The following is a 25,218-nucleotide window of genomic DNA, read 5'->3' as shown; positions in this document are numbered from 1 at the left end:
CGAGCATGAGCAAAGCAAAGGTGGCCATCCTCGGGTCGGGGAACATCGGCACCGATCTGATGATCAAGGTGATGCGCAACGCCAGGCATCTCGGCATGGGGGTGATGGTGGGGGTGGACCCCGAATCCGACGGCCTGGCCCGTGCCCGCCGCCTGGGTGTGGCCACCACCCACGAGGGCATCGACGGCCTGACCCGCATGCCCGAATGGCAGGATGTGAAGGTGGTGTTCGACGCCACCTCGGCCTATGCCCACAAGCGGAATTCCGAGATTGCGATTGCCGCCGGCAAACAGGTGATCGACCTGACGCCCGCCGCCATCGGCCCCTACACCGTGCCGGTGGTCAATCTCGACGCCAACCTCGACCAGCGCAACGTCAACATGGTCACCTGCGGCGGGCAGGCGACCATTCCCATGGTCTACGCCGTCAAGCGTGTGTCCAAGGCCGTGCCCTATGCCGAGATCGTGGCGTCGATCTCGTCCAAATCCGCCGGCCCCGGCACGCGGGCCAACATCGATGAATTCACCCAGACCACCCGCGGGGCCATCGAACAGGTGGGCGGGGCGGCGCGCGGCAAGGCCATCATCATCCTCAACCCCGCCGAACCGCCGCTGATCATGCGCGACACCGTGTTCACCCTGTCCCAAGGGGCCGAACCGGAGGAGATCGAAGCCTCGGTGGAAGCCATGGTGAAGGAGGTGCAGAGCTACGTGCCCGGCTACCGCCTGAAGCAGAAGGTCCAGTTCGAGCGCATCGGCAACAACGCGCCGCTGAAGATCCCCGGCTATGGTGAGTTCACCGGCATCAAGTCGTCGATCTTCCTGGAGGTGGAGGGGGCCGCCCACTACCTGCCGGCCTATTCCGGCAATCTGGACATCATGACCTCCGCCGCCATGGCCACCGCCGACCGCTGGGTCGAGCGCACGCTCGCCGCCTGACCGAAGGAAACGGCACCATGACCAAGCTCTACATTCAGGACGTAACCCTGCGCGACGGTATGCACGCGCTGCGGCACCAGTACGACCTGTCCACGGTCGTCACGATCGCCAAGGCGCTGGACGCGGCCAAGGTGGACGCCATCGAGATCACCCACGGTGACGGGCTGGCCGGCGGCTCCTTCAACTACGGCTTCGGCAGCCACACCGATCTCGACTGGATCGCCGCGGTGGCCGAGGCGGTGACCCACGCGAAAGTCACCGTGCTCCAGCTTCCCGGCATCGGCACCAAGGAGGATCTCCACGCCGCCTATGATGCCGGCGCCCGCTCGGTGCGGGTGGCGACCCACTGCACCGAAGCCGACGTGTCGCGGCAGCACATCGAGTACGCCCGCAAGCTGGGCATGGACACCATCGGTTTCCTGATGATGTCGCACATGGTGGCGCCGGGGAAGCTGCTGGAGCAGGCCAAGCTGATGGAATCCTACGGCGCGGAATGCGTCTATGTGGTGGATTCCGCCGGTGCCCTGCTGCCCCATCAGGTGGCGGAGCGGGTCCACGCCTACCGCGACGGGCTGAAGCCGGAAACCCAGATCGGCGTGCACACCCACCACAACCTCACCCTCGGCGTGGCCAACGCGGTGGCGGGGATCGAGGCGGGGGCGGTGCGCATCGACGCCTCCCTGGCCGGCATGGGGGCCGGGGCCGGCAACGCGCCCCTGGAGGCGCTGATCGCCGTGCTCGACCGCATGGGGCTGGACCACGGCTGTGACCTGTTCGCGCTGATGGACGCGGCGGACGATCTGGTGCGCCCGCTGCAGGACCGGCCCGTGCGGGTGGACCGCGAGAGCCTGTCGCTGGGGTACGCCGGGGTCTATTCCAGCTTCCTGCGCCATGCGGAGCGGGCGTCGCAGACCTATGGCGTCGATGCCCGCGAGATCCTCATCGAACTGGGCCGGCGCAAGATGGTCGGCGGGCAGGAGGACATGATCGTCGATGTGGCGCTTGACCTGGCGAAGGCGTCCGAACACGCGGGGGCCACGGCATGAGCACCACCCGGAACACCATCGTCACCTTTGCCGAAACCGTCGATACCGCCGCGGCCACCGCCCGCGAGATCCCGCAGATCACCGACACCCATCCCCTGACCGTGGACGAGGCGTACGCGGTGCAAAGCCTGTCGGTGCAGCGCCGGCTGGCCCGCGGGGAACGGCTGGTCGGCTACAAGATGGGCCTGACCAGCCGGGCCAAGATGCAGCAGGTCGGCGTGTCCGAGGTCATCTGGGGCCGCCTGACCGACGCCATGCGGGTGGAGGAGGGCGGGGCGGTGTCCTTTGCCCGCTACGTCCACCCGCGGGTGGAGCCGGAAATCGCCTTTCTGATGAAGGGGCCGCTGTCGGGGGCGGTGTCGAACGCCGAGGCGCTGGCGGCGGTGGACGCCGTGGCCCCGGCGCTGGAGATCATCGACAGCCGCTACCGCGATTTCAAATTCGCCCTGCCCGACGTGATCGCCGACAACTCGTCGTCGTCGGGGTTCGTGGTGGGCGAATGGCGCAAGCCCGATTTCGACGTCGGCAACATCGGCATCGTGCTGGAGGCCGACGGGCGCCCGGTGCAGGTGGGATCGTCCGCCGCCATCCTCGGCCACCCGATCCGCTCGCTGGTGGCCGCCGCCCGCCTGATCGCCCGCTCGGGCGAAGGGATCAAGCCCGGCCAGATCATCCTGGCCGGCGGGGCGACCGCCGCCCATCATCTGGCCCCCGGCATGGCGGTGCGCGGCGTGTTCGCCGGCATGGGCCGGGTGGCCTTCACGGTGGAGGATTGAGCCCATGCCCCTGATCGAAGTCACCATGCTCGAAGGCCGCTCGCCCGAGGCCAAGCGCGCCATGATGCGGGAGGTCACCGACGCGGCCCACCGCACCCTGGACGCGCCGCTGCAGACCATCCGCGTGGTCATCCGCGAAGTTCCGGCGGCCCACTGGGCCGTCGGCGGTGAACCCAAGGGCTGATCCCCTTATCGCCCTTGTGTGAAGAGGGGCCGGTGGCTTGGAGCGCGTCCCAGCCGGTCCCCCGCTCCCTTGGCCGCGGCAACCGGGGTGGCTGCCGCGGTTCTTTTCGTGCTGGCGGGGATGCCACGAAAAGCGATATCAGGAAGGGAAAGCGTTTTTATCCCGTGTCGGAAAAGGTGACGGACATGCCCAAGGCGGAGGCGCGCAGCATCCGGGAGGAGGCGTCGGCGGCGGGGGCGGTGACGCTGATTTCCTTCGTCTACGACAATCTGCGCCGGGACATCATCGCCGGCAAGCACGCACCCGGCGCCAAGCTGCGGGTGGAGCCGATCCGCGGCAGCTTCGGCGTGGCCGCCAGCACGGTGCGCGAGGCGCTGGCCCGGCTGGCCGCCGAGGGGCTGGTGACGGCGGAAGGGCAGCGCGGGTTCCGCGTGGCGCCCATGTCGTACGACGACCTGATGGACATCACCCGCCTGCGCGTGATGCTGGAGACCGAGGCGCTGGCCGATTCCATCCGCCACGGCGACGTGGCGTGGGAGGGCAGGGTGGTCGCCGCCTTCCACAGCCTGAGCCGGGCGGAGGAGCGCATCGCCGCCGGCCATCCCCCCGGCGATCTGGCGGTATGGGAGGAAAGCAACCAGGATTTCCACCGCCAACTGACCTCCGCCTGCCCGTCGGCGCGGCTCTTGGGGCTGGTGGAAATCCTCTACCGCCAGCACGAACGCTACCGCATGCAGTCGCTGATGCACCGCCACGACGAGGGGGTGGCGCCCCAGTCCCGCAACGTCCATGTGGAACACGAGGAGTTGATGAAGGCGGCGGTTTCCCGCGATGCCGACACCGCCCGCCGCCTGCTGACCGCCCACATCGAAACCACCGCCCGGCTGCTGAAACGGCAGGTGTACGGGGGGTAGCGCCGGGCGGGCCATCCAAGGGGGTGACGGAAGGGGGGCCGCCGTCGTAGGGTAGCACCCCATTCCGGTATCCCTTGCGAGGTTTTCCCATGTGCGAACTCCTGGGCATGAGCGCCAACGTGCCCACGGACATCTGCTTCAGCTTTGCCGGGCTGATGAACCGCGGCGGCCGCACCGGCCCGCACCGCGACGGGTGGGGCATCGCCTTTTACGAGGATCAGGGCTGCCGCATGTTCCACGACCCGCGGCCGTCTTGCGATTCGGAAATCGCCCGGCTGGTGCGGGAATACCCGATCAAGAGCTGCACGGTCATTTCCCACATCCGCCGCGCCAACCGCGGGCGGGTGGCGCTGGAAAACACCCACCCGTTCAGCCGCGAGCTGTGGGGCCGCCCGTGGGTGTTCGCCCACAACGGCCAGCTCAAGGGCATCAAGCGCAAGACGCTGGACTTCTATCAGCCCATGGGCACCACCGACAGCGAGCATGCGTTCTGCTGGATCCTGGACCGCATCCGCGCCCGCTACCCCCGGCCGCCGCGGCGCGACGGGGCGCTGATGGCGCTGGTGGCGGAACTGGCGGCGGAGCTGAACAGCTTGGGCGTGTTCAACATGCTGCTGTCGGACGGACGCTTCCTGTGGTGCCATTGCTCCACCCATCTGGCGTGGCTGACCCGCTGCGCCCCCTTTGGTGCCGCCACCCTGATCGACGAGGACATGAACGTCGATTTTTCCAAGGAAACCACGCCCAACGACGTGGTGACCGTCATCGCCACCCGTCCGCTGACCCGTGACGAGGCGTGGATCGTGATGAACCCCGGCGACATGGTGGTGTTCCGCGACGGGCGCCCGGTGGGGTGATTGCGGGTAACGGAGGTGGCGCCGTCGGAATTACCCCCACGGCGGGTGCCGGAATTGAGGCAGGTCAAACCGCCGCCGCCGCGGCCCGGCTATTCTCTGGCTCCACAAGGGTGCAGGGAAACGCCGGGGATGATGGAATACAAGGGCTACAAGGCCCAGATCGACTTCGATGACGAAGCCGGCATTTTCGTCGGCGAGGTCATCAACACGCGCGACGGCATCACCTTCCGCGGCCGGTCGGTGGACGAGCTGCGCCAGGCGTTCCGCACCGCCGTCGATGATTATCTGGTGCTGTCCAGCGACATGGGGGCATCGGCCGCCGGCCCCTATTCCGGCACGCTGGCCATCCGGGTCAATCCCATGCTGCACCGGGCCATCGCCACCTGCGCCCAGCGGGACGGCAAGAGCGTGGCCGCCTGGATCGCCGACCGCCTGAGCGAGGCCGCCGGGGTGGTGCCGGTAAAATAGCCGCGACGGCTCATAACCCCCGCCCGTCAGGCGGCGGTTTCCTGGCGGAACACCACCATATAAAGGGTGGCATCGCCATCCCCCACGTTGCGCCAATCATGGTGCAGATCGGCGTCGAACAGGATGGCGTCCCGGGGGCCCAGCCCGATGCGGCGCCCCGCCAGCGACAACTCCACCCGGCCGTTCGCCACCACGATGTTCTGCATGGTGCCCGGCTGGTGGCACACGCCGTTTTCCAGGGCACCGGCCCGCAGCACCAGTTCGCGGAACTCCACCCGGCGGTCGCCGTCGCTGGGGGTCAGGGTGCGCACCGCCGTGCCCCCGTCCGCCGACAGCAGCGTCTGTGACGGATCGTGGCGCATGACCACGACGCCGTCGTGCCCGGTGAAGCTGGTCAGGGTGGCGAACGACACGTCGAGCGCGCGCGCCACCTTCCACAGCACAGTGACGGTGGGCACGCTGCGGCCCAGCTCGATCTGGCCCAGCATGGCCCGGCTGACCCCCGACAGGCGGGCCAGCCGTTCCAGCGACAGCCCTTGGCGGACGCGCAGGCGCCGCAGATTGCGGCCCAGCAGCAGCGGGATTGCCTCTTCGCCGATGGGAGTGAAGCCGTCGCCGTCCCGTGCCATGCTGTTGGTCATAGCCCCCCCTGTCCGCCGCTGAGGCACGATTGTCTATAATATTGGAGGATTTTATCCGCTTAAGCCTATTATCACAATAGATTTTTGCGGTTTCAAACGTTGAATTGAAAATAATACATATATAAAATGTGTTATTTTTGTTTAACGGCGCCCAAGGAATAAAAGAGAAAATCCTGTGAATTTCTACAGGCGATGGAGGAATGACCGGATAATTTTTTCCGTAAAACCTATTCTCTGAAAAGGCAATGTGAGCGCTCCGGTGTCCTTTGTTTTCAGCATGAAAGGTTTATTTCGCGCCCGCACACTCAAACGGATGGTTGTCCGTTATAGCGGAGCAAAATGACTTCGGCGATCGGCATAGGTCTTGAGGCCGAAGAGCGAAGCCGGCATGATTTCAACCACAGCGATGCACGGCACAGTCCGGCTTCCATCCTGTTCCGCCAGCAACACCCCTTCTTGTTTTTTCCTTTTCCGGCATGACCGACGGCTGGCCCACCACGGGTCCGCCCGTGTGGGCGTGCCGTTGCCCGGCCTTTGCAAAGGCCGGCCGATCCTCTTCCAAGGAGCCGATGTCATGTCTGAGGACACCGAGGTGCGCCGAACATTGAACGAGCAGGCGGCCCGCCAGCTTGCCAACGCCACCAAGACGCGGGCGCAATGGTCGGGCATCACGCCGCGCTGGCTGGTGAGCTTCCTGCCCTGGACGCCGGTGGAAGCCGGCATCTACCGCCTGAACCGCGTCGTCGATCCCAAGGGGGAGGTGCGGACGGAGGTGGAATGCAGCCCCCGCAACGACGCCGACCTGCCGGAAACCTTCGTCCCCTATGACGAAACCCCGCGGGAATATTCGCTGAACGCCGTCACCACCGTGCTGGACGTGCAGACCCGCGTGTCGGACCTGTACAGCCACCCCATCGACCAGATCCAGGAACAGCTTCGCCTGCTGATCGAAAAGGTGAAGGAACGGCAGGAAAGCGAGCTGATCAACAACGCCGAATACGGCCTGCTGACCAATGCCGCCCCGTCGCAGAAGATCAAGACCCGCAAGGGTCCGCCCACGCCCGACGATCTGGACGAATTGATCGCGAAGGTGTGGAAGGAGCCGGCGTTCTTCCTGGCCCACCCGCGGGCCATCGCCGCCTTTGGCCGCGAATGCACCCGCCGCGGCGTGCCGCCCCCCACGGTGACCCTGCACGGCTCGCCGTTCCTGACGTGGCGCGGCATCCCGCTGATCCCCAGCGACAAGCTGTACGTCAACGCCGAAGGGCGGACCAACATCCTGCTGCTGCGCACGGGCGAGGCCAAGCAGGGCGTGGTCGGCCTGTTCCAGCCCGGTGTCCCCGGCGAGGTGGCGCCCAGCCTGTCGGTGCGCTTCATGGGCATCAACCGGAAGGCCATCGCGTCCTACCTGATCTCGCTTTACTGCTCCGCGGCCATCCTGACCGAAGATGCGCTCGGCGTGCTGGAGGACGTTTATGTCGGCAATTACCACGAGTATGCCTGACCACGGTACCCCCGCCGCCCCGACCCTGCCGCCGGACCCGGCGGCGGGGCAGGGGGCGGCCCCCGGTTCCGATGGCTCCGGTCTTCCCGACGTGGGCCTGATCGCGCGTCTGGCAAACCAGTTCTTCCAGGCGCTGCCGGGGCAGGCGCTGCCGGGGCAGGGCGCGCCGCCCGTGCCCACCGCTCCGCACCTCAGCGCCGCCCCGCCGGTGCCGGGGGCGGTTCCGGCGGCCCACGCGCCGGTGGCAACCCCCGCCGTCCCGTCGGTGCCGACCGCCCCGCCGCCGGTGGGGCCGTCGGGCAACCCGGCCCTCGCCACCGCCGCAGCACCGCCCAACCCGTTGCCGTTCGGGGCCTTGGGTGACGGCGGGCTGGGCAGCATCGTGCATTCGCTGGGGGGCACGCTGTCCCTGGTGCCGCCGCTGCCGGCAGCCGCCCCGTCGTCGCCCGGCACCTCCCTGGCGGCGGTTCCGGCGGGTGCCTTCTATTTCGTGGACGAGGCCCGGTCGGGCGGGCCGTCCGCCGCCACCGTTCCCACGGCGTCGGTGCCCACCGCTCCGGCGGCATCCCCTGGAGCCTCTCCGGCGGCCACCGTTCCGGCGGTGCCGCAGGCCCCCGGCCATCTGGTGGACGTCAGGGCGCTGTGGCTGGAACTGCGGCCCGAACAGGTGCCGGACCTGCCCCAGCCGGCCCCGGCCTTCGACCCGCGGGCGGCCAAGCGGGATTTCCCCATCCTGAACCAGACGGTTCACGGCAAGCCGCTGATCTGGCTGGACAACGCCGCCACCACGCAGAAGCCGCAGGCGGTCATCGACCGGCTGGCGAAATTCTACGCGGAGGAGAATTCCAACATCCACCGCGCCGCCCACGCCCTGGCCGCCCGTGCCACCGACGCCTATGAGGCGGCACGGGAAAAGGCGCGGGATTTCGTCGGTGCCACCGACACCCGCGAGATCGTCTTCGTCCGCGGCGCGACCGAGGCCATCAATCTGGTGGCCAAGGCCTGGGGTGCGCAGCACATCCGCGAGGGCGACGAGATCATCGTCACCTGGCTGGAGCACCACGCCAACATCGTTCCCTGGCAGCAGCTGTGTGCGGCCACGGGGGCGCGGCTGCGGGTGGTGCCGGTGGACGACGACGGGCAGGTGATCCTGGAGGAATACGCCCGCCTGCTGGGGCCGCGGACGAAACTGGTGTCGCTGACGCTGGTGTCCAACGCGCTCGGCACCGTCACCCCGGCGGCGGAGATGGTTGCCATGGCCCGCGCCGCCGGAGCCGTCACCCTGGTGGACGGGGCGCAGGCGGTATCGCACATGCCGGTGAACGTCCAGGCCCTGGGCTGCGATTTCTTCGTGCTGTCGGGGCACAAGATGTTCGCTCCCACCGGCATCGGCGTGCTGTTCGGGCGGCTGGACGTGCTGGAGCGCATGCAGCCGTGGCAGGGCGGCGGCAACATGATCGCCGACGTGACGTTCGAAAAGACGGTCTACCAGCCAGCACCGATGCGGTTCGAGGCGGGCACCGGCAACATCGCCGACGCGGTGGGGCTGGGGGCGGCCATCGATTACCTGAACGGCATCGGCATGCCGGTGATCGCCCAGTACGAGCACCAACTGCTGGTCTATGCCACGGCGGGGCTGCTGACCGTGCCGGGGCTGCGGCTGATCGGCACCGCGGCGGAAAAGGCCGGCGTGCTGTCCTTCGTGCTCGACGGCTGCAGGACCGAGGACGTGGGAAAGGCGCTGGACCGCGACGGCATCGCCGTGCGCTCGGGCCACCACTGCGCCCAGCCGATCCTGCGGCGGTTCGGGCTGGAAAGCACGGTGCGCCCCTCGCTGGCCTTTTACAACACCTGCGAGGACATCGACGCGCTGGTGGCGAGCCTGCACCGCATCCGCCACACGCTCAACCGCCGCGGCTGAAAGGGGAGGGGATCATCATGGGAGAGGTGGTGAAGGGAACCCGGTTCGGCGTGGCCCCCCTCAGCGATCAGGCGGAGGAACCGGCGGCCCAGCTCTGGGATATCCTGCGGGCGGAGGCCGAACGGGTGGCGGGGAAAGACCCCCTGCTGCGCAGCTTCATCCATATGGCGGTGCTGTCGCAGACGGATTTCCCCGCGGCCCTGGCGGCACATCTGTCGCGCAAGCTGGGCGACTGGTACATCGCGCCGGAACGGCTGACCGATCTGGCGCTGGCGGCCTATGCCGCCGATTCCGGCATCATCGCGTCGGCGGTGGTGGACCTGAACGCCATCGTCGCCCGCGATCCGGCGGCGGACAGCCACCTGACCCCCTTTCTCTATTTCAAGGGCTTCCTGGCGCTGCAATGGCACCGGGTGGGGCACTGGCTGTGGACGCAGGGGCGGGGCGAGCTTGCCCATTTCCTGCAAAGCCGGGTGTCGGAGGTGTTCGCGGTGGACATCCATCCGGCGGTGCCCATCGGCCGGGGGGTGTTCATCGACCACGGCACCGGCGTGGTGATCGGCGAGACGGCGGTGATCGGCAACGACGTCTCGATCCTTCAGCACGTCACCCTGGGCGGCACCGGCAAGGAGCACGGCGACCGTCACCCCAAGGTGCGCGACGGCGTGCTGCTTGCCGCCGGATCGAAGGTTCTGGGCAACATCGAGATCGGGCGCTTCGCCAAGGTGGGGGCCGGCAGCGTGGTGCTGAAGCCGGTGCCGCCGGGCGCCACCGTGGCCGGCGTGCCGGCCCGCGTGGTGGGCTGGGCCACCTCCGACAAGGCACCGGCCATCGAGATGGACATGAGCCTGCCGGAACCGGAATACGCCATCTGACGGGGGCGTCCGGGTCAACGAAAAGACGGGGAGCGTGGAAACACGCTCCCCGTTTCAGTTCGACGGTACCGGACAACGGGAGACAATGTGGTCCGCAAAGCGGACGGAACAGCTGTGTCCCTGCATCAGCACGGCTATTTCACGGATTCCCGGTGCTTCTGTCAACAAATATCTACAATTGAAATATACATTAAAATTATCAACAGCATTTTTTTAATGTTAAAATAAGCGCTATGGAGACCCGGCCAGGGTGCCCGGCAGCAGATGGCAAGCATCTTTCTGTCCGAAGAGGGATCATGGAATAGTTATAGGCAAAAAGTGTTTTTTGGAGGTCATCCGTATGAGTCAAGGCGCCGCGGGCACTCCTGCCCATGATTGATGACCAACCACGAGGCCGGGTTCATGAGCCAAACCGACAAACCCCGCGGCTTCCGCCCGAGCCGCCACCCCGACGCCAAGCTCCTTGCGACGTTCGAGGAATGGAAGCACGCCAGCGTCATGGCCGAGGCTCTTTCCGATGACCTGCCGGAAGACCAACAGGAACGCTGTTGGGAGATGGTCTTTCAGACGCGCCAACGGTTGGCTGCGCTTCCGGCCCGGACACCGCAAGGGGCGGCCGTAAAAGTCCGTTACCTCTTTGCCACTCTTGGCGACCGCATCGAGTGCTACAATGAATGCCACCGGATACTGTGGTCATTGATCAAGGAACTGGAAGATATGGAAAATGCCCGAGGAACCACGAACATAGCCGCCCCTGAAGCCTAACCCCTTGTTATAAAACAAAAGTCGCACTTCAGAATAGAACCTGCCCCAAGAGTCAGCAAGATCACATAATTTACATTATGGAAAATAAGATTGGTGCATCGTATCTGTTCCGCTGTTGCTCAGACCTCTGTTTCCCTCAGGCCTCTGTTTCGTATGAAAGACAAAGGGCCTGTCCTGCGCTCCGCACCACCGCCCGCGTCAGGCTGTCCAGCCGGCGGCTGGCGATGCGGCTGCGTTGCCAGAACAGCGGCACGTCGAGCGGCCGGCCCGGAACCAAGGCCAGCAGCCGGTTGTCGCGTAAAGCGCCGGCCGCCAGCGTTTCCGGGTTCATGCCCCAGCCCAGTCCGGCCAGAGCGCCATCGACGAAGGCCTGCGACGACGGCAGCCAATGGGTGGGAGATGGGATCTCGGCGCCGAAAACCTGCCGTATCCATTGGCTTTGCAGCCGGTCCTTCGGATTGAAGGTCAGACGCGGCGCGCGGGCCAAGCTGTCCGGCGTCACGCCATCGGCGAAATGACGGGCCATGAAAGCCGGGCTGGCGGTGGCAATGTAGCGCAGCGACCCCAGCGGGGTGCTGTCGCAGCCCTGGACCGGGTGGGGGCTGGAGGTTACGGCGGCCAGCACCTCGCCCCGACGCAGCCAGTCGGCGCTGTGGTCCTGGTCGTCGAGAACGAGGTCGAACAGACAGCCCTCAGCCCCGGCCATGGCGGCGATGAACCACGTGGCGAGGCTGTCGGCGTTTACCGCGATGCGCACGGTGACCGGGGCGCCCTCCCCGTCTCCCTGCTCCATGGCTGGGAGATCCTGGCGCAGGTCGCTTTCCAGCAGCGCCACCTGCTCCACATGCTGGCACAGGCGCAATCCTCCCGGCGTGCCGGTGCAGGGACTGCCGCGCACCACCAGAACCGTGCCCACCCGTTCTTCCAGCAGCTTCACCCGTTGCGACACCGCCGAGGGGGTGATGTGAAGCTGTTGGGCGGCGCGTTCGAAACTGCCGGTGCGGATCACCGCGGCCAGGGCCGACAGCAGGGCGTAATCCAGCATGAAGATAAGCGTTCCTTAATTGGAATAAGGATGTTTAAGCATTCTAATCCTGCGGCCCGTGCTAGTGAACCCTCATCCACGCCGCCACGGCACACCGACATGGGATGGGTCCGCCATGCTGTCCGCTTTTCTCCCCGGCCTTCTTCTCGGCCTCAGCCTGATCGTCGCCATCGGGGCGCAGAACGCCTTCGTGCTGCGCCAGGGGCTGCGGGGCGAGCATGTCCTGGCCGTCTGTCTGGTCTGCGCCCTGTCGGATGCGGTGCTGATCCTGGCGGGGGTCGGCGGGTTTGCGCAGGCGGGGGCGTGGGTGCCGTGGCTGGAACCGGTGCTGCGCTATGGCGGGGCGGCGTTCCTGCTGGTCTATGGGCTGCGCAGCTTCCGCGCGGCGGTGCGGGCGGATGGCGCCCTGATGCCGGCGGAGGCGGTGCCGGCGGGGCTGGGGGCGACTCTCGCCACCTGCCTGGCGCTGACGTGGCTGAACCCGCACGTCTATCTGGACACGGTGGTGCTGGTCGGGTCGGTTTCGATCCAATTCACCGGGAACAAGGGCGCCTTTGCCCTGGGGGCCATGGCGGCGTCGTTTACCTTCTTCTTTTCGCTGGGCTATGGGGCACGGCTGCTGCGGCCCGTGTTCGCCCGGCCCGGCGCGTGGCGGGTGCTGGACGGGGGCATCGGCGCCGTCATGGTGGCCATCGCCGTCACGCTGGTGGCGTGACCAAAGCGCCCTCCCCGGCCTGCGAAGGACCGGAAAGGGCGCTTTTTCGTCCTTACACCCGCACCACCTTGCCGGGGTTCAGGATGTTGAGGGGGTCCAGCGCCGTCTTCACCGTGCCCATCACGGCAAAGGCGTCGCCGGCCTCCTTTTCCAGAAAGTCGATCTTGCCATAGCCGATGCCGTGCTCGCCGGTGCAGGTGCCGCCCATGGCCAGCGCCCGGTCCACCATGCGGTCGGCCAGTTCCTGGGCCTTGGCCAGTTCTTCGGGCCGATCGGGGTCGATGACGTAGACCAGATGGAAATTGCCGTCGCCCACATGGCCCACCAGCGGGGCCAGCATGCCGGATTCGGCGATGTCCTTCTTGGTTTCCAGGATGCAGTCGGCCAGCCGCGAGATGGGCACGCACACGTCGGTGGGCCAGCCCTTGGAACCGGGGCGCAGGGCCAGAGCGGCGTAATAGCCGTCGTGCCGCGCCTGCCACAGGCGCGAGCGGTCCTCGGGCCGGGTGGCCCATTGGAACTCCATGCCGCCGTTGTCCTTGGCGATGGCGGCGACCATTTCCGCCTGTTCCTGCACGCCGCGTCCGGTGCCGTGGAATTCGAAGAACAGGGTCGGGGCCACTGGGTAATCCAGCTTGGAATAGGCGTTGACCGCCCCCATCTGCACCTCGTCCAGCAGCTCGATGCGGGCGACCGGAACGCCGGACTGGATGGTCAGGATCACCGTGTCCACCGCCCCGCGGATGTCCTTGAAGCCGCAGACCGCCGCCGACACCGCTTCCGGGATGCCGTAGAGGCGCAGCGTGACCTCGGTGATGATGCCCAGCGTCCCTTCGGAGCCGACGAACAGCCGGGTCAGGTCGTAGCCGGCGGCGGATTTGCGCGCCCGCCCGCCGGTCTTGATGATGCGCCCGTCGGCCAGCACCACCGTCAACCCCAGCACGTTTTCGCGCATGGTGCCATAGCGCACGGCGTTGGTGCCGCTGGCCCGCGTGGCGGTCATGCCGCCGATGCTGGCGTCGGCGCCGGGGTCGATGGGGAAGAACAGGCCGGTGTCGCGCAGATGCTCGTTCAACTGCTTGCGGGTCACGCCGGCCTGGACCGTCACGTCCAGATCGTCGGTGGACACGCGCAGGATCTCGCGCATGCCCGACACGTCGATGCACACGCCGCCGCGCAGGGCGCCCACCCCGCCTTCCAGCGAGGTGCCGGTGCCGAACGGGATGATGGGAATGCGGTGCTTGGCGCAGACCTTCACGACCGCGCTGACCTCTTCGGTCGATTCCGCGAAGGCGACGGCATCGGGGGGCAGGATGGGGTGGTAGGATTCATCCTTGCCATGGTGCTCACGGACGGCGGCGGCGGTGGACAGCCGGTTGCCCAGCAGCGCGCGCAGCTCGGCCAGGGCCTCTTCGGGAACGACGGCGCGCGGTGCGGCGATGACGGCGGACATGGAAAACCCCTCCCCAGGGCTGGCTTCTTGGTAGGACCAGCAAGCTAGGGCGGCAGGGCGCTTTGCGCAACCTGTCCGTGGTTCAAGGCTGCCCCGAAAAAGGCGGCCCCGTCAGTTCAGCCGCCCCCCCGACGGCGCGCCCAGCAACCGCAGCAGCAGATCCTCCATCCGCAGGGCATCGCTGCGTTGGGACTCCAGCGCGTCCAGGCGGCGGTTCAGCCGGGTCTGGCCGTCCAGCACATGTTCCAGCAGGGATTCCAGCCGCAGCAGATGGGCGCGCAGTTCCCCCTGCCCCGCCTCGTGCAGGGCGACGGAGCGGTTGAGCTTGGCGTCGATGGCCCGCCCTTCCTCCATCCGTTCGCGTTCGGTTTCGAACAGGGACCGCAGGTTGCCCAGGAGTTCATCCATGGCCGGGTCGGTCTTCTTGGGATCGTCGGTGCTCATGGTGCGAAAAGATCGGACGTGTCTGCGAAACAATCAACGCGACAAACCGCCCCGCCCGCCGTTTTCCCCGACGGCAACGGGTCAAAGGGGGCAAGCGGGACGGAGCGATGGCGGGATACCGCTTGGTGCCGGTGGCGCGAAGGCGGCACCGCCGTCTGCGTCCGCAACCGGGGCCGGGAATGTGCGTTGATGCGAGATCCCCGTCCACCGGAGATCCGCGGCCATGCCCTGCCCGCTTCCCGCCGCCGACCCAGACCCGCCCCCGATTGCGGATCATACGCAGCCGGTCACCGTCACCCTGCGGCCTCTCGACCGTCCCGCGGCGGTTGAGCCGATGTGGCGGGATCTGGAGGGGCGGGCCGACGGCTCCTTCTTCCTGTCGTGGCTGTGGGTGGGCACGTGGCTGCACCATCTTCCCCCCGGTTCGGCCCCCCATCTGCTGGTGGCCCGGCGGGGGGAGCAGGTGGTGGGGCTGGCCGTCCTGTGCCGGCGCACCCTGTGGCGCTTTGCCCTGCTGCGCACCCGCTGCTGGCTGCTGCACGAGAGCGGCGACCCGGTGTTCGACCGGCTGTTCGTGGAATACAACGGCATCCTGGCCGACCGGCGGTGCGCCGATGCCGTGCTGGCGGCGTGCTTCGGCTGGCTCAGCCGCCATCTGCCGGGGTTCGACGACATGCTGCTGGCCGGGCTGGACGCCGCCGCCGAGGCCGCAGCCCGGCGGGCGGCGGGCGATGCCGGGCTGGCCGTGCGCCTGCACCATGCCGACGCCGCCCAATGGGTGGATCTGGCGGGCTTGCGCGGCGGCGGGGATTACCGCGCCACGCTGGGAAAGAACACCCGCGCGGCTTTGAAGCGCGCTCTGCGGCTTTACGGGGAACGGGGGCCGGTGACCTTCCGCGCCGCTGCCACGGCCGCGGAGGCGCTGGCGGATTTCGCCGCCCTGGAACCCCTGCATCAGGCAAGCTGGGTGGCGCGCGGTCAGGCGGGGGCCTTCGCCAACCCGGCCTTCCGCCCCTTCCACCGGGATCTCATCGCCGCGGGCGTGCCGGCGGGGCTGGTGCGCCTGTGCCGCGTGGAGGCCGGGGACCGGGCCATCGGGTTCCTGTACAATTTCGTCTGGCGCGGGCGGGTGATGAACTACCAGGGCGGTTTCGCCTATGAGGCCGACAACCGGCTGAAGCCCGGTCTGGTCAGCCACGTCCTGGCCATCGAGGACACCCTGGCCCGCGGCGAGGGCGTTTACGACTTCATGTCCACCCCGGCGGGGCACAAGCCGCTGCTGGCCAACGGCGGCCAGCCCATGAACTGGCTGGCCGCCGGCCCCGACCGGCTGGGCCGGCGGGTTGAGGAACGGCTGTGCCAACTGCGCGCCCGCCTGAAAGCCCTGCTCCGCCGTCCGCCCCGCCCCCGTCTGGCCCTTTCGGGAGACGCCTCATGACCACCGTGACGACCGCCCCCATGGCCTGTGTGCTGGGCGATCTGGATCTGGTCCGCCCGCTGGGGCTGGCCGGTGTCCGCTGCGCCGTGGTGGCGCCCCCCGGCGCCCCCGTCCGCCATTCCCGCTACACCCACGCCGTGATCGGCGAGGAGGTGGCGGACACGGCCCCCGCCGCCCTGCTGGCCCGGCTGCTGGATTTCGCCCGCAGCCAGCCGGCGCCGCCGGTGCTGTTCTATCAGGACGACGCGCAGTTGCTGCTGGTCTCCCGCCGCCGGGAGGCGCTGCAGCCGGCCTTCCGCATGGTGATCGCCGGGGCGGAGCTGGTGGAGGATCTGGTGGACAAGGCGCGGTTCCAGGCCCTGGCCGAGCGGCTGGGGCTGCCGGTGCCGCCCACCCGCCGGCTCGATCCCACGCAGGAAACCCCGCCGCGGCTGGACCTGCGCTATCCCGTGATCGTCAAGCCGCTGACCCGCACCGGGCCGTGGGACGCGGTGGAGGGGGTGGGCAAGGCCATCCCCGTCCGCTCGCAGGACGAGCTGGACGCCCTGTGGCCCCGCCTGCAGGCTCTGGGCATCCCCGTGCTGGCTCAGGAGATGATCCCCGGCCCGGAATCGGCCATCGAGAGCTATCACGTCTATGTGGACGGCCGGGGCGGCATCGCCGGGGATTTCACCGGGGCGAAGATCCGCACCTACCCGCTCGACTACGGCCACAGCACGGCGCTGACCATCACCGACGCCCCCGACGTGCTGGGGCTGGGCCGGCGGCTGGTGGAGACGCTGGGCCTGACCGGCACCGCCAAGTTCGATTTCAAGCGCGGCCCCGACGGGCGGCTGCATCTGCTGGAGGTCAACCCGCGCTTCACCCTGTGGCACCATCTGGGGGCCAGGGCGGGGGTGAACCTGCCGGCGCTGATCTGGGCCGACCTGACCGGGCGGCGGCGCCCGGCGGCAGGCCGGGCGCGGGCCGGGGCCACATGGTGCCATGTGACCAAGGACCGGCTGGCGGCGCGGGAGTCCAGCGTGCCGCTGGCCGCGTGGCTGGCCTGGGTGGCGGCGTGCGACGCCAAGGCCGCCGCCCTGCACGACCCCCTGCCCTTCCTCCAGTCCTTCGGCGGGCGGGCGCTGGCGCGCCTGTCCCGCCGCCCCGCTCCCGTTCCGGCCAAGGGATGACGCCCATGCGCCTTGCCATTTTGTCCGACATCCACGCCAACGCCGCCGCCCTGCGCGCGGTGCTCGACACCGCCCGGCGGCAGGGGGCCGAGCGCATCCTGTGTCTGGGCGACATCGTGGGCTACAACGCCGAGCCGGCGGCCTGCATCGCCCTGCTGCGGCAGGCCGATGCCGTGTGCGTGGCCGGCAACCACGACCGCGCCGTGACCGGCCAGATCACCACCCGCGGCTTCAGCCCCATCGCGGCACGGGCGGTGGAATGGACCCGCCGTACCCTGGACGCGGAGTCCAAGGCACTGCTGGCCGCCCTGCCGGTCAAGCGGGTGGCGGCGGATCAGGTGGCGATGGTCCACGGCGCCCTGCACCCGGACGCGGGGTGCGAACTGGTGCGGCTGGACACGCCGGAGCGGCGGGCGCTCAGCTTCGACGCCCTGGCCGCCCACCCCTCGGGGGTGCGCATGGCCGCCTTCGGCCACACCCACCGCGCCGGGGTGTTCCAGCGGTCCCGCGACGGCACCCTGAGCGAAGGGAACGGCGGGCGGGTGCCGCTGGACGGGGAGAGTCTGTGTCTGCTGAACCCCGGCAGCGTGGGCGAACCGCGGGGGGGCGATGCGCGGGCCAGTTTCATGATCCTGGACACCGGCGCCCGCGCGGCCACCGTCCACCGCGTGGCCTATGACCGTGACGCGACGCAGGATCTGACCCGGCGCGCCGGCCTCGGCCCCCGCCTGTCCGGCCTGCCGCCGGGGGTGCGGGCGGCGCTGGTGCAGGGAGTGACGGCGCTGGGTCTGACCGATGCGGTGCGCCGGTGCCTGTATGCGCGCCCGGATTAGGCGGCCGGCGTGCCGTCCCCATCCCCCAAAGGCCGCTGCATCAGCACGGAATCGATCCAGCGCCCGAACTTGAACCCCACCGCCGGCAGGCGCCCCGCATGGGTGAAGCCGAAGGCGGCGTGCAGGCCGATGGACCCCAGATTGTCGGTGCCGCCGATCACCGCCACCATCTGCCGGTATCCCAGTGCTGTGCAGCGGTCCAGCAACTCCGGCAGCAGCGCCCGTCCGATCCCCTGCCGCGCCCGGTCCGGGTGGATGTAGATGGAATCCTCCGCCGTGAAGCGGTAGGCGCTGCGGGTGCGGTACAGGCCGGCGTAGGCATAGCCCACCACCTCCCCCCCGATCTCGGCCACCAGATAGGGGAAGCCCTGTGCCAGCATCCCCGCCCGGCGGCGGGCGATCTCGGCGGCGTCGGGGGCCACCTCTTCGAACGAGGCGGTGCCGTTCAGCACGTGATGGGCGTAGATGGCGGTGATGGCGGCCACGTCGCCGTCATGGGACGGGCGGACGCGCACGGCGGGGGAAGCGGTCATCGGGCGGGCTGTCCTTGCGGAATCGGCGGAAGGTCTCCGATCATGACCCAGTGGCGCGGGGGGACTCAAGCCCGCTCCTGTCCGCCCGCTCCCGTCCAATGGCGCCGGCCAGGAAATCGACGAAGGCGCGGATGCGCACGGCCAGATGGTCGTGGCCCACATAGACGGCATGGACCATCTCGATGTCTCCGGCGTTGTGGTCCTCCAGCACCGGTATCAGCCGCCCGGCGGCCACGTCCGCCGCCACGTGAAAGGCGCCCAGCCGCACCAGACCCAGCCCGCGCAGCGCCAGATGGCGCAGGATCACGCCGTTGCTGCCGTGGGCGTTGCCGGTGACGGCCAGGGTGTACGGCTCGCCGCTGCCGGGATCGCGGAACGGCCATTCGTCCAGGCTGCGGCGGAAGTTGAAGCGCAGGCAGTTGTGATGCCGCAGATCCGGCGGGTGGACCGGCACGCCGCGGCGCTGCAGGTAATCGGGGGCGGCCACGATCACCCGCCGGGATTCCAGCAGCTTGCGCGCCTTCAGCGCCGAATCCCGCAAGGGGCCGGAGCGCAGCGCCACGTCGGTGGTGCCGTCCACCAGATCAATCACCGCGTCGGTCAGCGACACATCCAGCTCGACCTGGGGATAAAGCGCCAGGAAATCCGGCACCCGCGGCAGCAGGCAGCATTCGCCGAACCCCACCGACGCGCTGACCCGCAGCCGCCCGCGCGGCTGTGCCCCCGCGCCGGTGGCGATCAGCCGTTCCGTGTCGTCCATGTCGGCCAGGATGCGGCGCGCCCGCTCCAGATACAGCGCCCCTTCCGCCGTCAGGTGCAGGGTGCGGGTGGAGCGCACGAACAGTGCGGCCCCCAGCCGGTCCTCGATCCGCCCCACCAGCTTGCCCACCGCCGAGGGGGTCAGCCCCACCTTGCGCCCGGCGGCGGAAAAGCTGCCGGCTTCGGCCACGGCGATGAACACGCCCATCTCGCCGCTGCGGGTATCCATGGGGGCCGCCCCTGGTGATGAAAACTGTATTCCACTATAGCTGCCGGATTGCAGAATTCAATTCACAGGTCTTGTGAATCCGGCCCGGCTACTGCCGCGGTGGGGTGGAGGGCATCTTGAGGGGCACCCTCAGTCCCGCAAGGATGTCTCTCATGCCTCTCGCACTCTATGCCTTGACCATCGCGGCCTATGCGATCGGAACGACGGAATTCGTCGTGGTCGGCCTGCTGCCGTCCGTGGCAGCGGATCTTGCCATCACCCTGCCGCTGGCCGGGCTGATCGTGTCGGTCTATGCCCTGGGCGTCACCGTCGGCGCGCCGGTGCTCACCGCATTGACCGGCCGGGTGGAGCGCAAGCCGCTGCTGCTGGGTCTGATGCTGCTGTTCATCGCCGGCAACAGCCTGGCGGCCCTCAGCGCATCGTACGAGACGCTGCTGGTGGCCCGCGTGCTGTCGGCCTTTGCCCACGGGGTGTTTTTCTCCGTCGGGGCCACCATCGCCGCCGGGCTGGTGCCGGCGGACCGCCGCGCGTCGGCCATCGCGCTGATGTTCATGGGGCTGACGGTGGCCATCGTCACCGGCGTGCCGCTCGGCACCTTCATCGGCCAGACGCTGGGGTGGCGGGCCACCTTCTGGGCGGTGGCCGGTCTGGGCCTGATCGCCTTCGCCGGCATCGCCGTGCTGCTGCCCGCCGGGCTGCGCAAGGCGCCGCCGGCCTCCCTCCTCGATCAGGTTCGGGTGCTGGGGTCGGGGCGGCTCCTGCTGGTGTTCGGCATGACGGCGCTGGGCTACGGCGGCACCTTCGTCACCTTCACCTATCTGGCGACGACCCTGGAGACGATCACCGGCTTCGCCGCGTCCCACGTCAGCCTGATCCTCATCCTCTATGGCGCGGCCATCGCCGCGGGCAACCTGCTGGGCGGGCGCATCGCCGACCGCAACCCGGTGAAGGCGCTGGCCGGGCTGTTCCTGGCGCAGGCCGCCGTGCTGGTGCTGTTCACGGTGACGCAGGTGTCGGCGGTGCCGGCGCTTGTCACGCTGACGGCCCTGGGCTTCCTGTCGTTCGCCAACGTGCCGGGGCTGCAGCTCTATGTGGTGCAACTGGCCCAGCGGCACCGCCCCGGTGCGGTGGACACGGCGTCCGCCCTCAACATCGCCGCCTTCAACCTGGGCATCGCGCTGGGGGCGTGGATCGGCGGTCTGGTGGCCGCATCCCCCCTGGGGCTGGGGTCCACACCGTGGGTCGGCGGGATCATGGTGGCCGGTGCGCTGGTGCTGACCCTGTGGAGCGGTGCCCTCGACAGCCGGGCGGCCCGGCCCATTCTCCGTACCGCCTGATCAAAGACGCGAAGAAGGAATTTCGTCCATGCACACCGTCACCGCCAACGGCGCCGCCATTCCGGCCCTGGGCTTCGGCACCTTCCGCATGCCGGGGCCCGACACCGCCCGCATGGTGCCCGCCGTCCTCGCTCTCGGCTACCGCCACATCGACACCGCCCAGATCTACGGCAACGAGGATGCGGTGGGCGCCGGCATCGCGGCGTCCGGCGTTCCCCGCGGCGACATCTTCCTGACCACCAAGGTGTGGGTGAAGAATTACCGGGACAGCGCCTTCCACGCCTCGGTCGATGAGAGCCTGCGCAAGCTGGGCACCGATTACGTGGACCTGCTGCTGCTCCACTGGCCCAACGCGGATGTGCCGCTGGCCGAGCAGATCGGCGCGCTGAACGCCGTGCGGCAGGCGGGCAAGGTGCGCCACATCGGCGTGTCCAACTTCTCCACCGCCCTGATGGCCGAGGCCGGGCGCCTGTCCGCCGCCCCGCTGGTGACCAACCAGATCGAATACCACCCCTATCTCGACCAGACGGCGGTGATCGGCGCGGCGCGCGCGGCGGGCATGGCCGTCACCGCCTATTACGCCATGGCCGACGGCAAAGTCCTGGCCGACGAACGGCTTCGGGCCGTCGCCGCCCGCCACGGCCGGACGGTGGCCCAGGTGGTGCTGCGCTGGCTGGTGCAGCAGCCCGGCGTCGTCGCCCTGTCCAAGACGGTGAGTGCTGCGCGCGCGGCGGAAAACGCCGCCATTTTCGATTTTACCCTGCCGCCGGAGGATATGGCCGCCATCCACGCCCTTGCCACGCCGGACGGGCGGCTGGTCAGCCCCGCCGGGCTGGCGCCGGTGTGGGATTGAGATGACGCGGAATTGACATTCCGCCGCCATTGAGGCAACACACGCGGTGTGAAACGGGGGCGCTCAAGAGAAGATCTTGACGCCCCCGTTTCCATGACATACCATATTTAGCGTTATGGTTCCCTGCATCCAACAAGATACAGGGCTAAGAGGGAAGCCGGTGAGTCCCCGTCCGGGAACGATGCCGGCGCTGCCCCCGCAACTGTAAGCGGAGAGCGTGTCCGCCGTTTTCGTGTCACTGGCGCCCCTCGGGCGCTGGGAAGGCCGGACGGACGTGCTGTGACCCGCAAGCCAGGAGACCTGCCGTAACCGAACGAACGTCCACGGGCGGGGTGTCCCGGTGGTGCGCTTGCGCCTGTGCGCCATCCCCGTGGCCCACATCCGCAGCCGTGCTTGCCGTGCGTCCCGTCCAACCCCACGACAGGATGACCACCGATGCCGGCGCTTGCCTTGCCCACCGCCCAGACGGCCACCCCGTACAGCTTTGGCCGGGATTTCGACGATCACGGCAATCTGGTGGCCCTGCCCCCGCGCCCGCTGGACCGGGCGGTCACCCGCGCGCCGCTGGAACGCTGGACGCCGCCGTCCCCCACGGTGGTGGGCATCGACCGCAGCCGCGACGCGCTCCTGACCGCGTTCGGCAAGGCGACGCTGGACGACCGCTATCTGCTCCCCGGTGAAAGCTATCAGGATCTGTTCGCCCGCGTGGCCGCGGCCTATGCCGACGATGCCGCCCACGCCCAGCGGATCTATGACGCCATGTCGCGGCTGTGGTTCATGCCGGCGACACCGGTTCTCAGCAACGGCGGCACCTCCCGCGGCCTGCCCATTTCATGCTTCCTCAACGCGGTGCCGGATTCGCTGGACGGCATCGTCGGCGTGTGGAACGAGAACGTGCGGCTGGCGTCCAACGGCGGCGGCATCGGCACCTATTGGGGCGGGGTGCGGTCCATCGGCGAGCCGGTGAAGGGCTGCGGCACCACCTCGGGCATCATCCCGTTCATCCGGGTGATGGACAGCCTGACGCTGGCCATCAGCCAGGGGTCGCTGCGCCGCGGGTCGGCGGCGGTCTATCTCGACATCCACCACCCGGAAATCGAGGAGTTTCTGGAGATCCGCAAGTCCTCGGGCGATTTCAACCGCAAGAGCCTGAACCTGCACCACGCCGTGGTCATCACCGATGCGTTCATGGAGGCGGTGCGCGGCGACACCCCCTTCCTCCTGAAAAGCCCCAAGACGGGGGAGGTGCTGAAATCGCTGAGCGCCCGCCAACTGTGGCAGAAGATCCTGGAAACCCGGCTGCAGACCGGCGAACCCTATCTGCTGTTCGGCGACACGGTGAACCGGGCGCTGCCCCGGCACCAGCGGGATCTGGGGCTGCGCGTCACCACCAGCAACCTGTGCAGCGAAATCACCCTGCCCACCGGCACCGACCATCTGGGCAACGAGCGCACGGCGGTGTGCTGCCTCGCCTCCCTCAATCTGGAAACCTGGGATCAGTGGAGCGGCGACGGCGCGCTGGTGGAGGATGTGCTGCGCTTCCTCGACAACGTGCTGACCCGCTTCATCGAAGACGCACCGGAGGGGATGGAGAGTGCGGTTTACTCGGCCATGCGTGAACGCTCGGTCGGGCTGGGGGTGATGGGGTTCCATTCGTTCCTGCAGGCGCGCGGCATTCCCTTTGAAAGCGCTTTGGCGAAATCGTGGAACCTGCGCTTCTTCCGCACCATCCGGCGGGCCGCCGACGCCGCGTCGGTGCGGCTGGCCGACGAGCGCGGCCCCTGCCCCGACGCCGCCGACCGCAACATCCGCGCCCGCTTCAGCCACAAGCTGGCCATCGCCCCCACCGCGTCCATCAGCATCATCTGCGGCGGCACCAGCGCCTGCATCGAACCGATCCCGGCCAACATCTACACCCACAAAACCCTGTCAGGGTCGATCTCGGTGCGCAACCCGCATCTGGAACGGCTGCTGGCCGGGCGCGGCGCCGACACGCCCGCGGTGTGGCAGTCGATCATCGAGCACGAAGGATCGGTGCAGCATCTGGACGTGCTGAGCGACGATGAAAAGGCGGTGTTCCGCACCGCGTTCGAAATCGACCAGCGGTGGATCGTGGATTTCGCCGCCGACCGCACCCCCTTTGTCTGCCAGAGCCAGTCGATCAACCTCTACCTGCCGGGCGACATCGACAAATGGGATCTGCACATGCTGCATTGGACCGCGTGGGAGCGGGGGCTGAAAAGCCTGTATTACTGCCGGTCCAAATCGGTGCAGCGCGCGGCCTTTGCCGGCGGCAACCGGGACCGCGGCGCCGATGCCGCCCCCGCCCGCACCGATTACGAAGAATGCCTGGCCTGCCAGTGAGCACCGGCAACGGACACCCCATCATGACCGCATCCCTTGCGCACATGGATCCGCGCGCCCTGATCGGCACGGGCCGTGTCGGGCTTCTCGACGCCTCCGGCGCCTACAATGTGGACCGCTACCCGTGGGCTTATGCCTATTGGAAAAAGCAGCAGCAGGTCCATTGGATGGGCGAGGAAGTGCCGCTGGGCGAGGACATCAAGGACTGGGCCTCCGCCCGCGTCAGCGACGGGGAACGGAACCTGCTGACGCAGATCTTCCGCTTCTTCACCCAGAGCGACGTGGAAGTGAGCGACAATTACCTGAAACGCTACATGCCGATCTTCCAGCCGCTGGAAGTGCAGATGATGATGGCCGCCTTCACCAACATGGAGACGGTGCACATCGACGCCTATGCCCTGCTGCTGACCACGCTGGGCATGCCGCAGACGGAATTCGCCGCCTTCCGCGACTATGCCGAGATGCGGGCCAAGGCCGATTACATGCACAGTTTCGGCACCGGCACGGTGGCCGACGTGTCGCGCACGCTGGCCATGTTCGGCGCCTTCACCGAGGGCATGGCCCTGTTCGCCAGCTTCGCCATGCTGCTGAACTTCCCCCGCCACAACAAGATGAAGGGGATGGGCCAGATCGTCACGTGGTCGGTGCGCGACGAGAGCCTGCATTGCGAGGGCATCATCCGCCTGTTTCACGAATGGAACCGCGAAACCGGCGCCCTGACGCCCGCGGTGCGCGACGACATCCTGGACGTTTGCCGCACCATGGTGGGGCTGGAGGAACGCTTCATCGAGCTGGCCTTCGCGCTCGGCCCCGTGGCGGGGATGCGGGCGGAGGATATCCGCGCGTACGTCCACTACATCGCCGACTGGCGCCTGACCCAGCTTCGCCTGCCCACACTCTACGGCTATTTCAAGCCGGTGGACGGCGGGTACGAGGCGGTGAAGCCCCATCCCCTGCCCTGGCTGGTGGAGATCCTGAACGGGGTGGAGCACGCCAACTTCTTCGAACAGCGCGCCACCGAATATTCCAAGGGCGCCAGCCGCGGCCAGTGGGACGGTCCGGACGGGGTGTGGGCCTCTTTCGACAAGCGGCGCGGGGGGTGATTGGGCTACCGCCCAAACCTGTTTGGGGGTGTCCCCCAAACCCCCTTTCTT

At 68.4% G+C, this 25,218-nt stretch carries 25 protein-coding genes and 1 riboswitch; of the genes, 19 read left to right on the top strand and 6 right to left on the bottom strand.

Annotated features, from left to right (window positions below):
* Nucleotides 1-5 precede the first annotated feature (5 nt).
* The 7 genes from M2352_RS23030 to M2352_RS23000 all read left to right on the top strand — a co-directional run bounded on the left by M2352_RS23030 (nucleotide 6) and on the right by M2352_RS23000 (nucleotide 5,183).
* Nucleotides 6-938: an acetaldehyde dehydrogenase (acetylating) gene (locus M2352_RS23030; protein ID WP_264666869.1), complete on the top strand. Its 933-nt coding sequence runs from the start codon at nucleotides 6-8 to the stop codon at nucleotides 936-938.
* A gap of 17 nt (nucleotides 939-955) precedes the next feature.
* Complete coding sequence (gene dmpG / locus M2352_RS23025; protein WP_264666868.1) at nucleotides 956-1,984, top strand: 4-hydroxy-2-oxovalerate aldolase; 1,029 nt, start codon at nucleotides 956-958, stop codon at nucleotides 1,982-1,984.
* Nucleotides 1,981-2,760: a 2-keto-4-pentenoate hydratase gene (locus M2352_RS23020; protein WP_264666867.1), complete on the top strand. Its 780-nt coding sequence runs from the start codon at nucleotides 1,981-1,983 to the stop codon at nucleotides 2,758-2,760. The genes dmpG and M2352_RS23020 overlap by 4 nt, the downstream gene beginning before the upstream one ends.
* 4 nt (nucleotides 2,761-2,764) lie before the next feature.
* Nucleotides 2,765-2,944 (top strand): 2-hydroxymuconate tautomerase, encoded by a 180-nt coding sequence (locus tag M2352_RS23015; protein ID WP_264666866.1) that lies wholly within the window; start codon nucleotides 2,765-2,767, stop codon nucleotides 2,942-2,944.
* A 185-nt stretch (nucleotides 2,945-3,129) separates the two neighbouring features.
* Nucleotides 3,130-3,858, top strand: coding sequence for a GntR family transcriptional regulator (locus tag M2352_RS23010; RefSeq protein ID WP_264666865.1), 729 nt, complete (start codon nucleotides 3,130-3,132; stop codon nucleotides 3,856-3,858).
* Nucleotides 3,859-3,947: 89 nt separating this feature from the next.
* A complete protein-coding gene (locus tag M2352_RS23005) occupies nucleotides 3,948-4,715 on the top strand; it encodes a class II glutamine amidotransferase (RefSeq protein ID WP_264666864.1) in 768 nt (255 codons plus the stop codon).
* A gap of 129 nt (nucleotides 4,716-4,844) precedes the next feature.
* Entirely contained in the window at nucleotides 4,845-5,183 is a 339-nt protein-coding gene (locus tag M2352_RS23000) for a type II toxin-antitoxin system HicB family antitoxin (protein WP_264666863.1), read from the top strand.
* Between the two features lie 26 nt (nucleotides 5,184-5,209).
* On the opposite strand, the gene M2352_RS22995 is transcribed toward M2352_RS23000, so the two are convergent.
* A complete protein-coding gene (locus tag M2352_RS22995) occupies nucleotides 5,210-5,824 on the bottom strand; it encodes a helix-turn-helix domain-containing protein (protein WP_264666862.1) in 615 nt (204 codons plus the stop codon).
* A 574-nt stretch (nucleotides 5,825-6,398) separates the two neighbouring features.
* On the opposite strand from M2352_RS22995, the gene M2352_RS22990 reads away from it, so the two are divergent.
* From M2352_RS22990 to M2352_RS22975, 4 genes are all read left to right on the top strand, one after another.
* Entirely contained in the window at nucleotides 6,399-7,328 is a 930-nt protein-coding gene (locus M2352_RS22990; protein WP_264666861.1) for a family 2A encapsulin nanocompartment shell protein, read from the top strand.
* On the top strand, nucleotides 7,321-9,249 hold the full coding sequence (locus M2352_RS22985) for a family 2A encapsulin nanocompartment cargo protein cysteine desulfurase (RefSeq protein ID WP_264666860.1): 1,929 nt from the start codon (nucleotides 7,321-7,323) through the stop codon (nucleotides 9,247-9,249). The genes M2352_RS22990 and M2352_RS22985 overlap by 8 nt, the downstream gene beginning before the upstream one ends.
* Before the next feature lie 17 nt (nucleotides 9,250-9,266).
* Nucleotides 9,267-10,124, top strand: coding sequence for a serine O-acetyltransferase (cysE, locus tag M2352_RS22980; RefSeq protein ID WP_264666859.1), 858 nt, complete (start codon nucleotides 9,267-9,269; stop codon nucleotides 10,122-10,124).
* Between the two features lie 402 nt (nucleotides 10,125-10,526).
* Entirely contained in the window at nucleotides 10,527-10,889 is a 363-nt protein-coding gene (locus M2352_RS22975) for a hypothetical protein (protein WP_264666858.1), read from the top strand.
* A 136-nt stretch (nucleotides 10,890-11,025) separates the two neighbouring features.
* Here M2352_RS22975 and M2352_RS22970 read toward each other — a convergent pair whose 3' ends face one another.
* Nucleotides 11,026-11,934 carry a LysR family transcriptional regulator ArgP gene (locus M2352_RS22970; protein ID WP_264666857.1) on the bottom strand — a complete coding sequence of 303 codons (909 nt, stop codon included), beginning with the start codon at nucleotides 11,932-11,934 and terminating at the stop codon, nucleotides 11,026-11,028.
* 115 nt (nucleotides 11,935-12,049) lie between these two features.
* On the opposite strand from M2352_RS22970, the gene M2352_RS22965 reads away from it, so the two are divergent.
* Nucleotides 12,050-12,649 carry a LysE/ArgO family amino acid transporter gene (locus tag M2352_RS22965; RefSeq protein WP_264666856.1) on the top strand — a complete coding sequence of 200 codons (600 nt, stop codon included), beginning with the start codon at nucleotides 12,050-12,052 and terminating at the stop codon, nucleotides 12,647-12,649.
* 52 nt (nucleotides 12,650-12,701) lie between these two features.
* On the opposite strand, the gene M2352_RS22960 is transcribed toward M2352_RS22965, so the two are convergent.
* Nucleotides 12,702-14,102, bottom strand: a complete 1,401-nt coding sequence (locus tag M2352_RS22960; RefSeq protein ID WP_264666855.1) for an FAD-binding oxidoreductase — start codon at nucleotides 14,100-14,102, stop codon at nucleotides 12,702-12,704.
* 111 nt (nucleotides 14,103-14,213) lie between these two features.
* Nucleotides 14,214-14,546: a hypothetical protein gene (locus tag M2352_RS22955; protein ID WP_264666854.1), complete on the bottom strand. Its 333-nt coding sequence runs from the start codon at nucleotides 14,544-14,546 to the stop codon at nucleotides 14,214-14,216.
* A 223-nt stretch (nucleotides 14,547-14,769) separates the two neighbouring features.
* Here M2352_RS22955 and M2352_RS22950 point away from each other — a divergent pair, with 223 nt between their 5' ends.
* The 3 genes from M2352_RS22950 to M2352_RS22940 are packed head-to-tail and all read left to right on the top strand — an operon-like array spanning nucleotide 14,770 to nucleotide 17,989.
* Nucleotides 14,770-15,984: a GNAT family N-acetyltransferase gene (locus tag M2352_RS22950; protein WP_264666853.1), complete on the top strand. Its 1,215-nt coding sequence runs from the start codon at nucleotides 14,770-14,772 to the stop codon at nucleotides 15,982-15,984.
* Nucleotides 15,981-17,156, top strand: coding sequence for a carboxylate--amine ligase (locus tag M2352_RS22945; RefSeq protein ID WP_264666852.1), 1,176 nt, complete (start codon nucleotides 15,981-15,983; stop codon nucleotides 17,154-17,156). Before M2352_RS22950 ends, M2352_RS22945 begins: the two co-directional genes overlap by 4 nt.
* Nucleotides 17,157-17,161: 5 nt before the next feature.
* Nucleotides 17,162-17,989: a metallophosphoesterase family protein gene (locus M2352_RS22940; RefSeq protein WP_264666851.1), complete on the top strand. Its 828-nt coding sequence runs from the start codon at nucleotides 17,162-17,164 to the stop codon at nucleotides 17,987-17,989.
* Here the strand turns inward: M2352_RS22940 and M2352_RS22935 are convergent.
* Both M2352_RS22935 and M2352_RS22930 read right to left on the bottom strand, forming a co-directional pair.
* A complete protein-coding gene (locus tag M2352_RS22935) occupies nucleotides 17,986-18,522 on the bottom strand; it encodes a GNAT family N-acetyltransferase (RefSeq protein ID WP_406567308.1) in 537 nt (178 codons plus the stop codon). The genes M2352_RS22940 and M2352_RS22935 overlap by 4 nt on opposite strands.
* 40 nt (nucleotides 18,523-18,562) lie before the next feature.
* On the bottom strand, nucleotides 18,563-19,510 hold the full coding sequence (locus tag M2352_RS22930; RefSeq protein ID WP_264666850.1) for a LysR family transcriptional regulator: 948 nt from the start codon (nucleotides 19,508-19,510) through the stop codon (nucleotides 18,563-18,565).
* A gap of 152 nt (nucleotides 19,511-19,662) precedes the next feature.
* Here M2352_RS22930 and M2352_RS22925 point away from each other — a divergent pair, with 152 nt between their 5' ends.
* The 4 genes from M2352_RS22925 (at nucleotide 19,663) to M2352_RS22910 (ending at nucleotide 25,167) form a co-directional block, all read left to right on the top strand.
* Nucleotides 19,663-20,847 carry an MFS transporter gene (locus tag M2352_RS22925; protein ID WP_264666849.1) on the top strand — a complete coding sequence of 395 codons (1,185 nt, stop codon included), beginning with the start codon at nucleotides 19,663-19,665 and terminating at the stop codon, nucleotides 20,845-20,847.
* Nucleotides 20,848-20,875: 28 nt separating this feature from the next.
* Nucleotides 20,876-21,700, top strand: coding sequence for an aldo/keto reductase (locus M2352_RS22920; protein WP_264666848.1), 825 nt, complete (start codon nucleotides 20,876-20,878; stop codon nucleotides 21,698-21,700).
* 99 nt (nucleotides 21,701-21,799) lie between these two features.
* Nucleotides 21,800-22,022, top strand: a riboswitch (cobalamin riboswitch).
* Nucleotides 22,023-22,135: 113 nt separating this feature from the next.
* The gene (locus M2352_RS22915; protein WP_264666847.1) at nucleotides 22,136-24,064 is read left to right on the top strand and encodes a ribonucleoside-diphosphate reductase subunit alpha; all 1,929 of its coding nucleotides are present in this window, start codon (nucleotides 22,136-22,138) and stop codon (nucleotides 24,062-24,064) included.
* A 23-nt stretch (nucleotides 24,065-24,087) separates the two neighbouring features.
* Entirely contained in the window at nucleotides 24,088-25,167 is a 1,080-nt protein-coding gene (locus M2352_RS22910; protein ID WP_264666846.1) for a ribonucleotide-diphosphate reductase subunit beta, read from the top strand.
* Nucleotides 25,168-25,218: the final 51 nt, after the last annotated feature.

This window comes from Azospirillum fermentarium (assembly GCF_025961205.1).
GTDB lineage: Bacteria > Pseudomonadota > Alphaproteobacteria > Azospirillales > Azospirillaceae > Azospirillum > Azospirillum fermentarium.
This window is presented reverse-complemented; position numbering and strand designations above follow the sequence as displayed.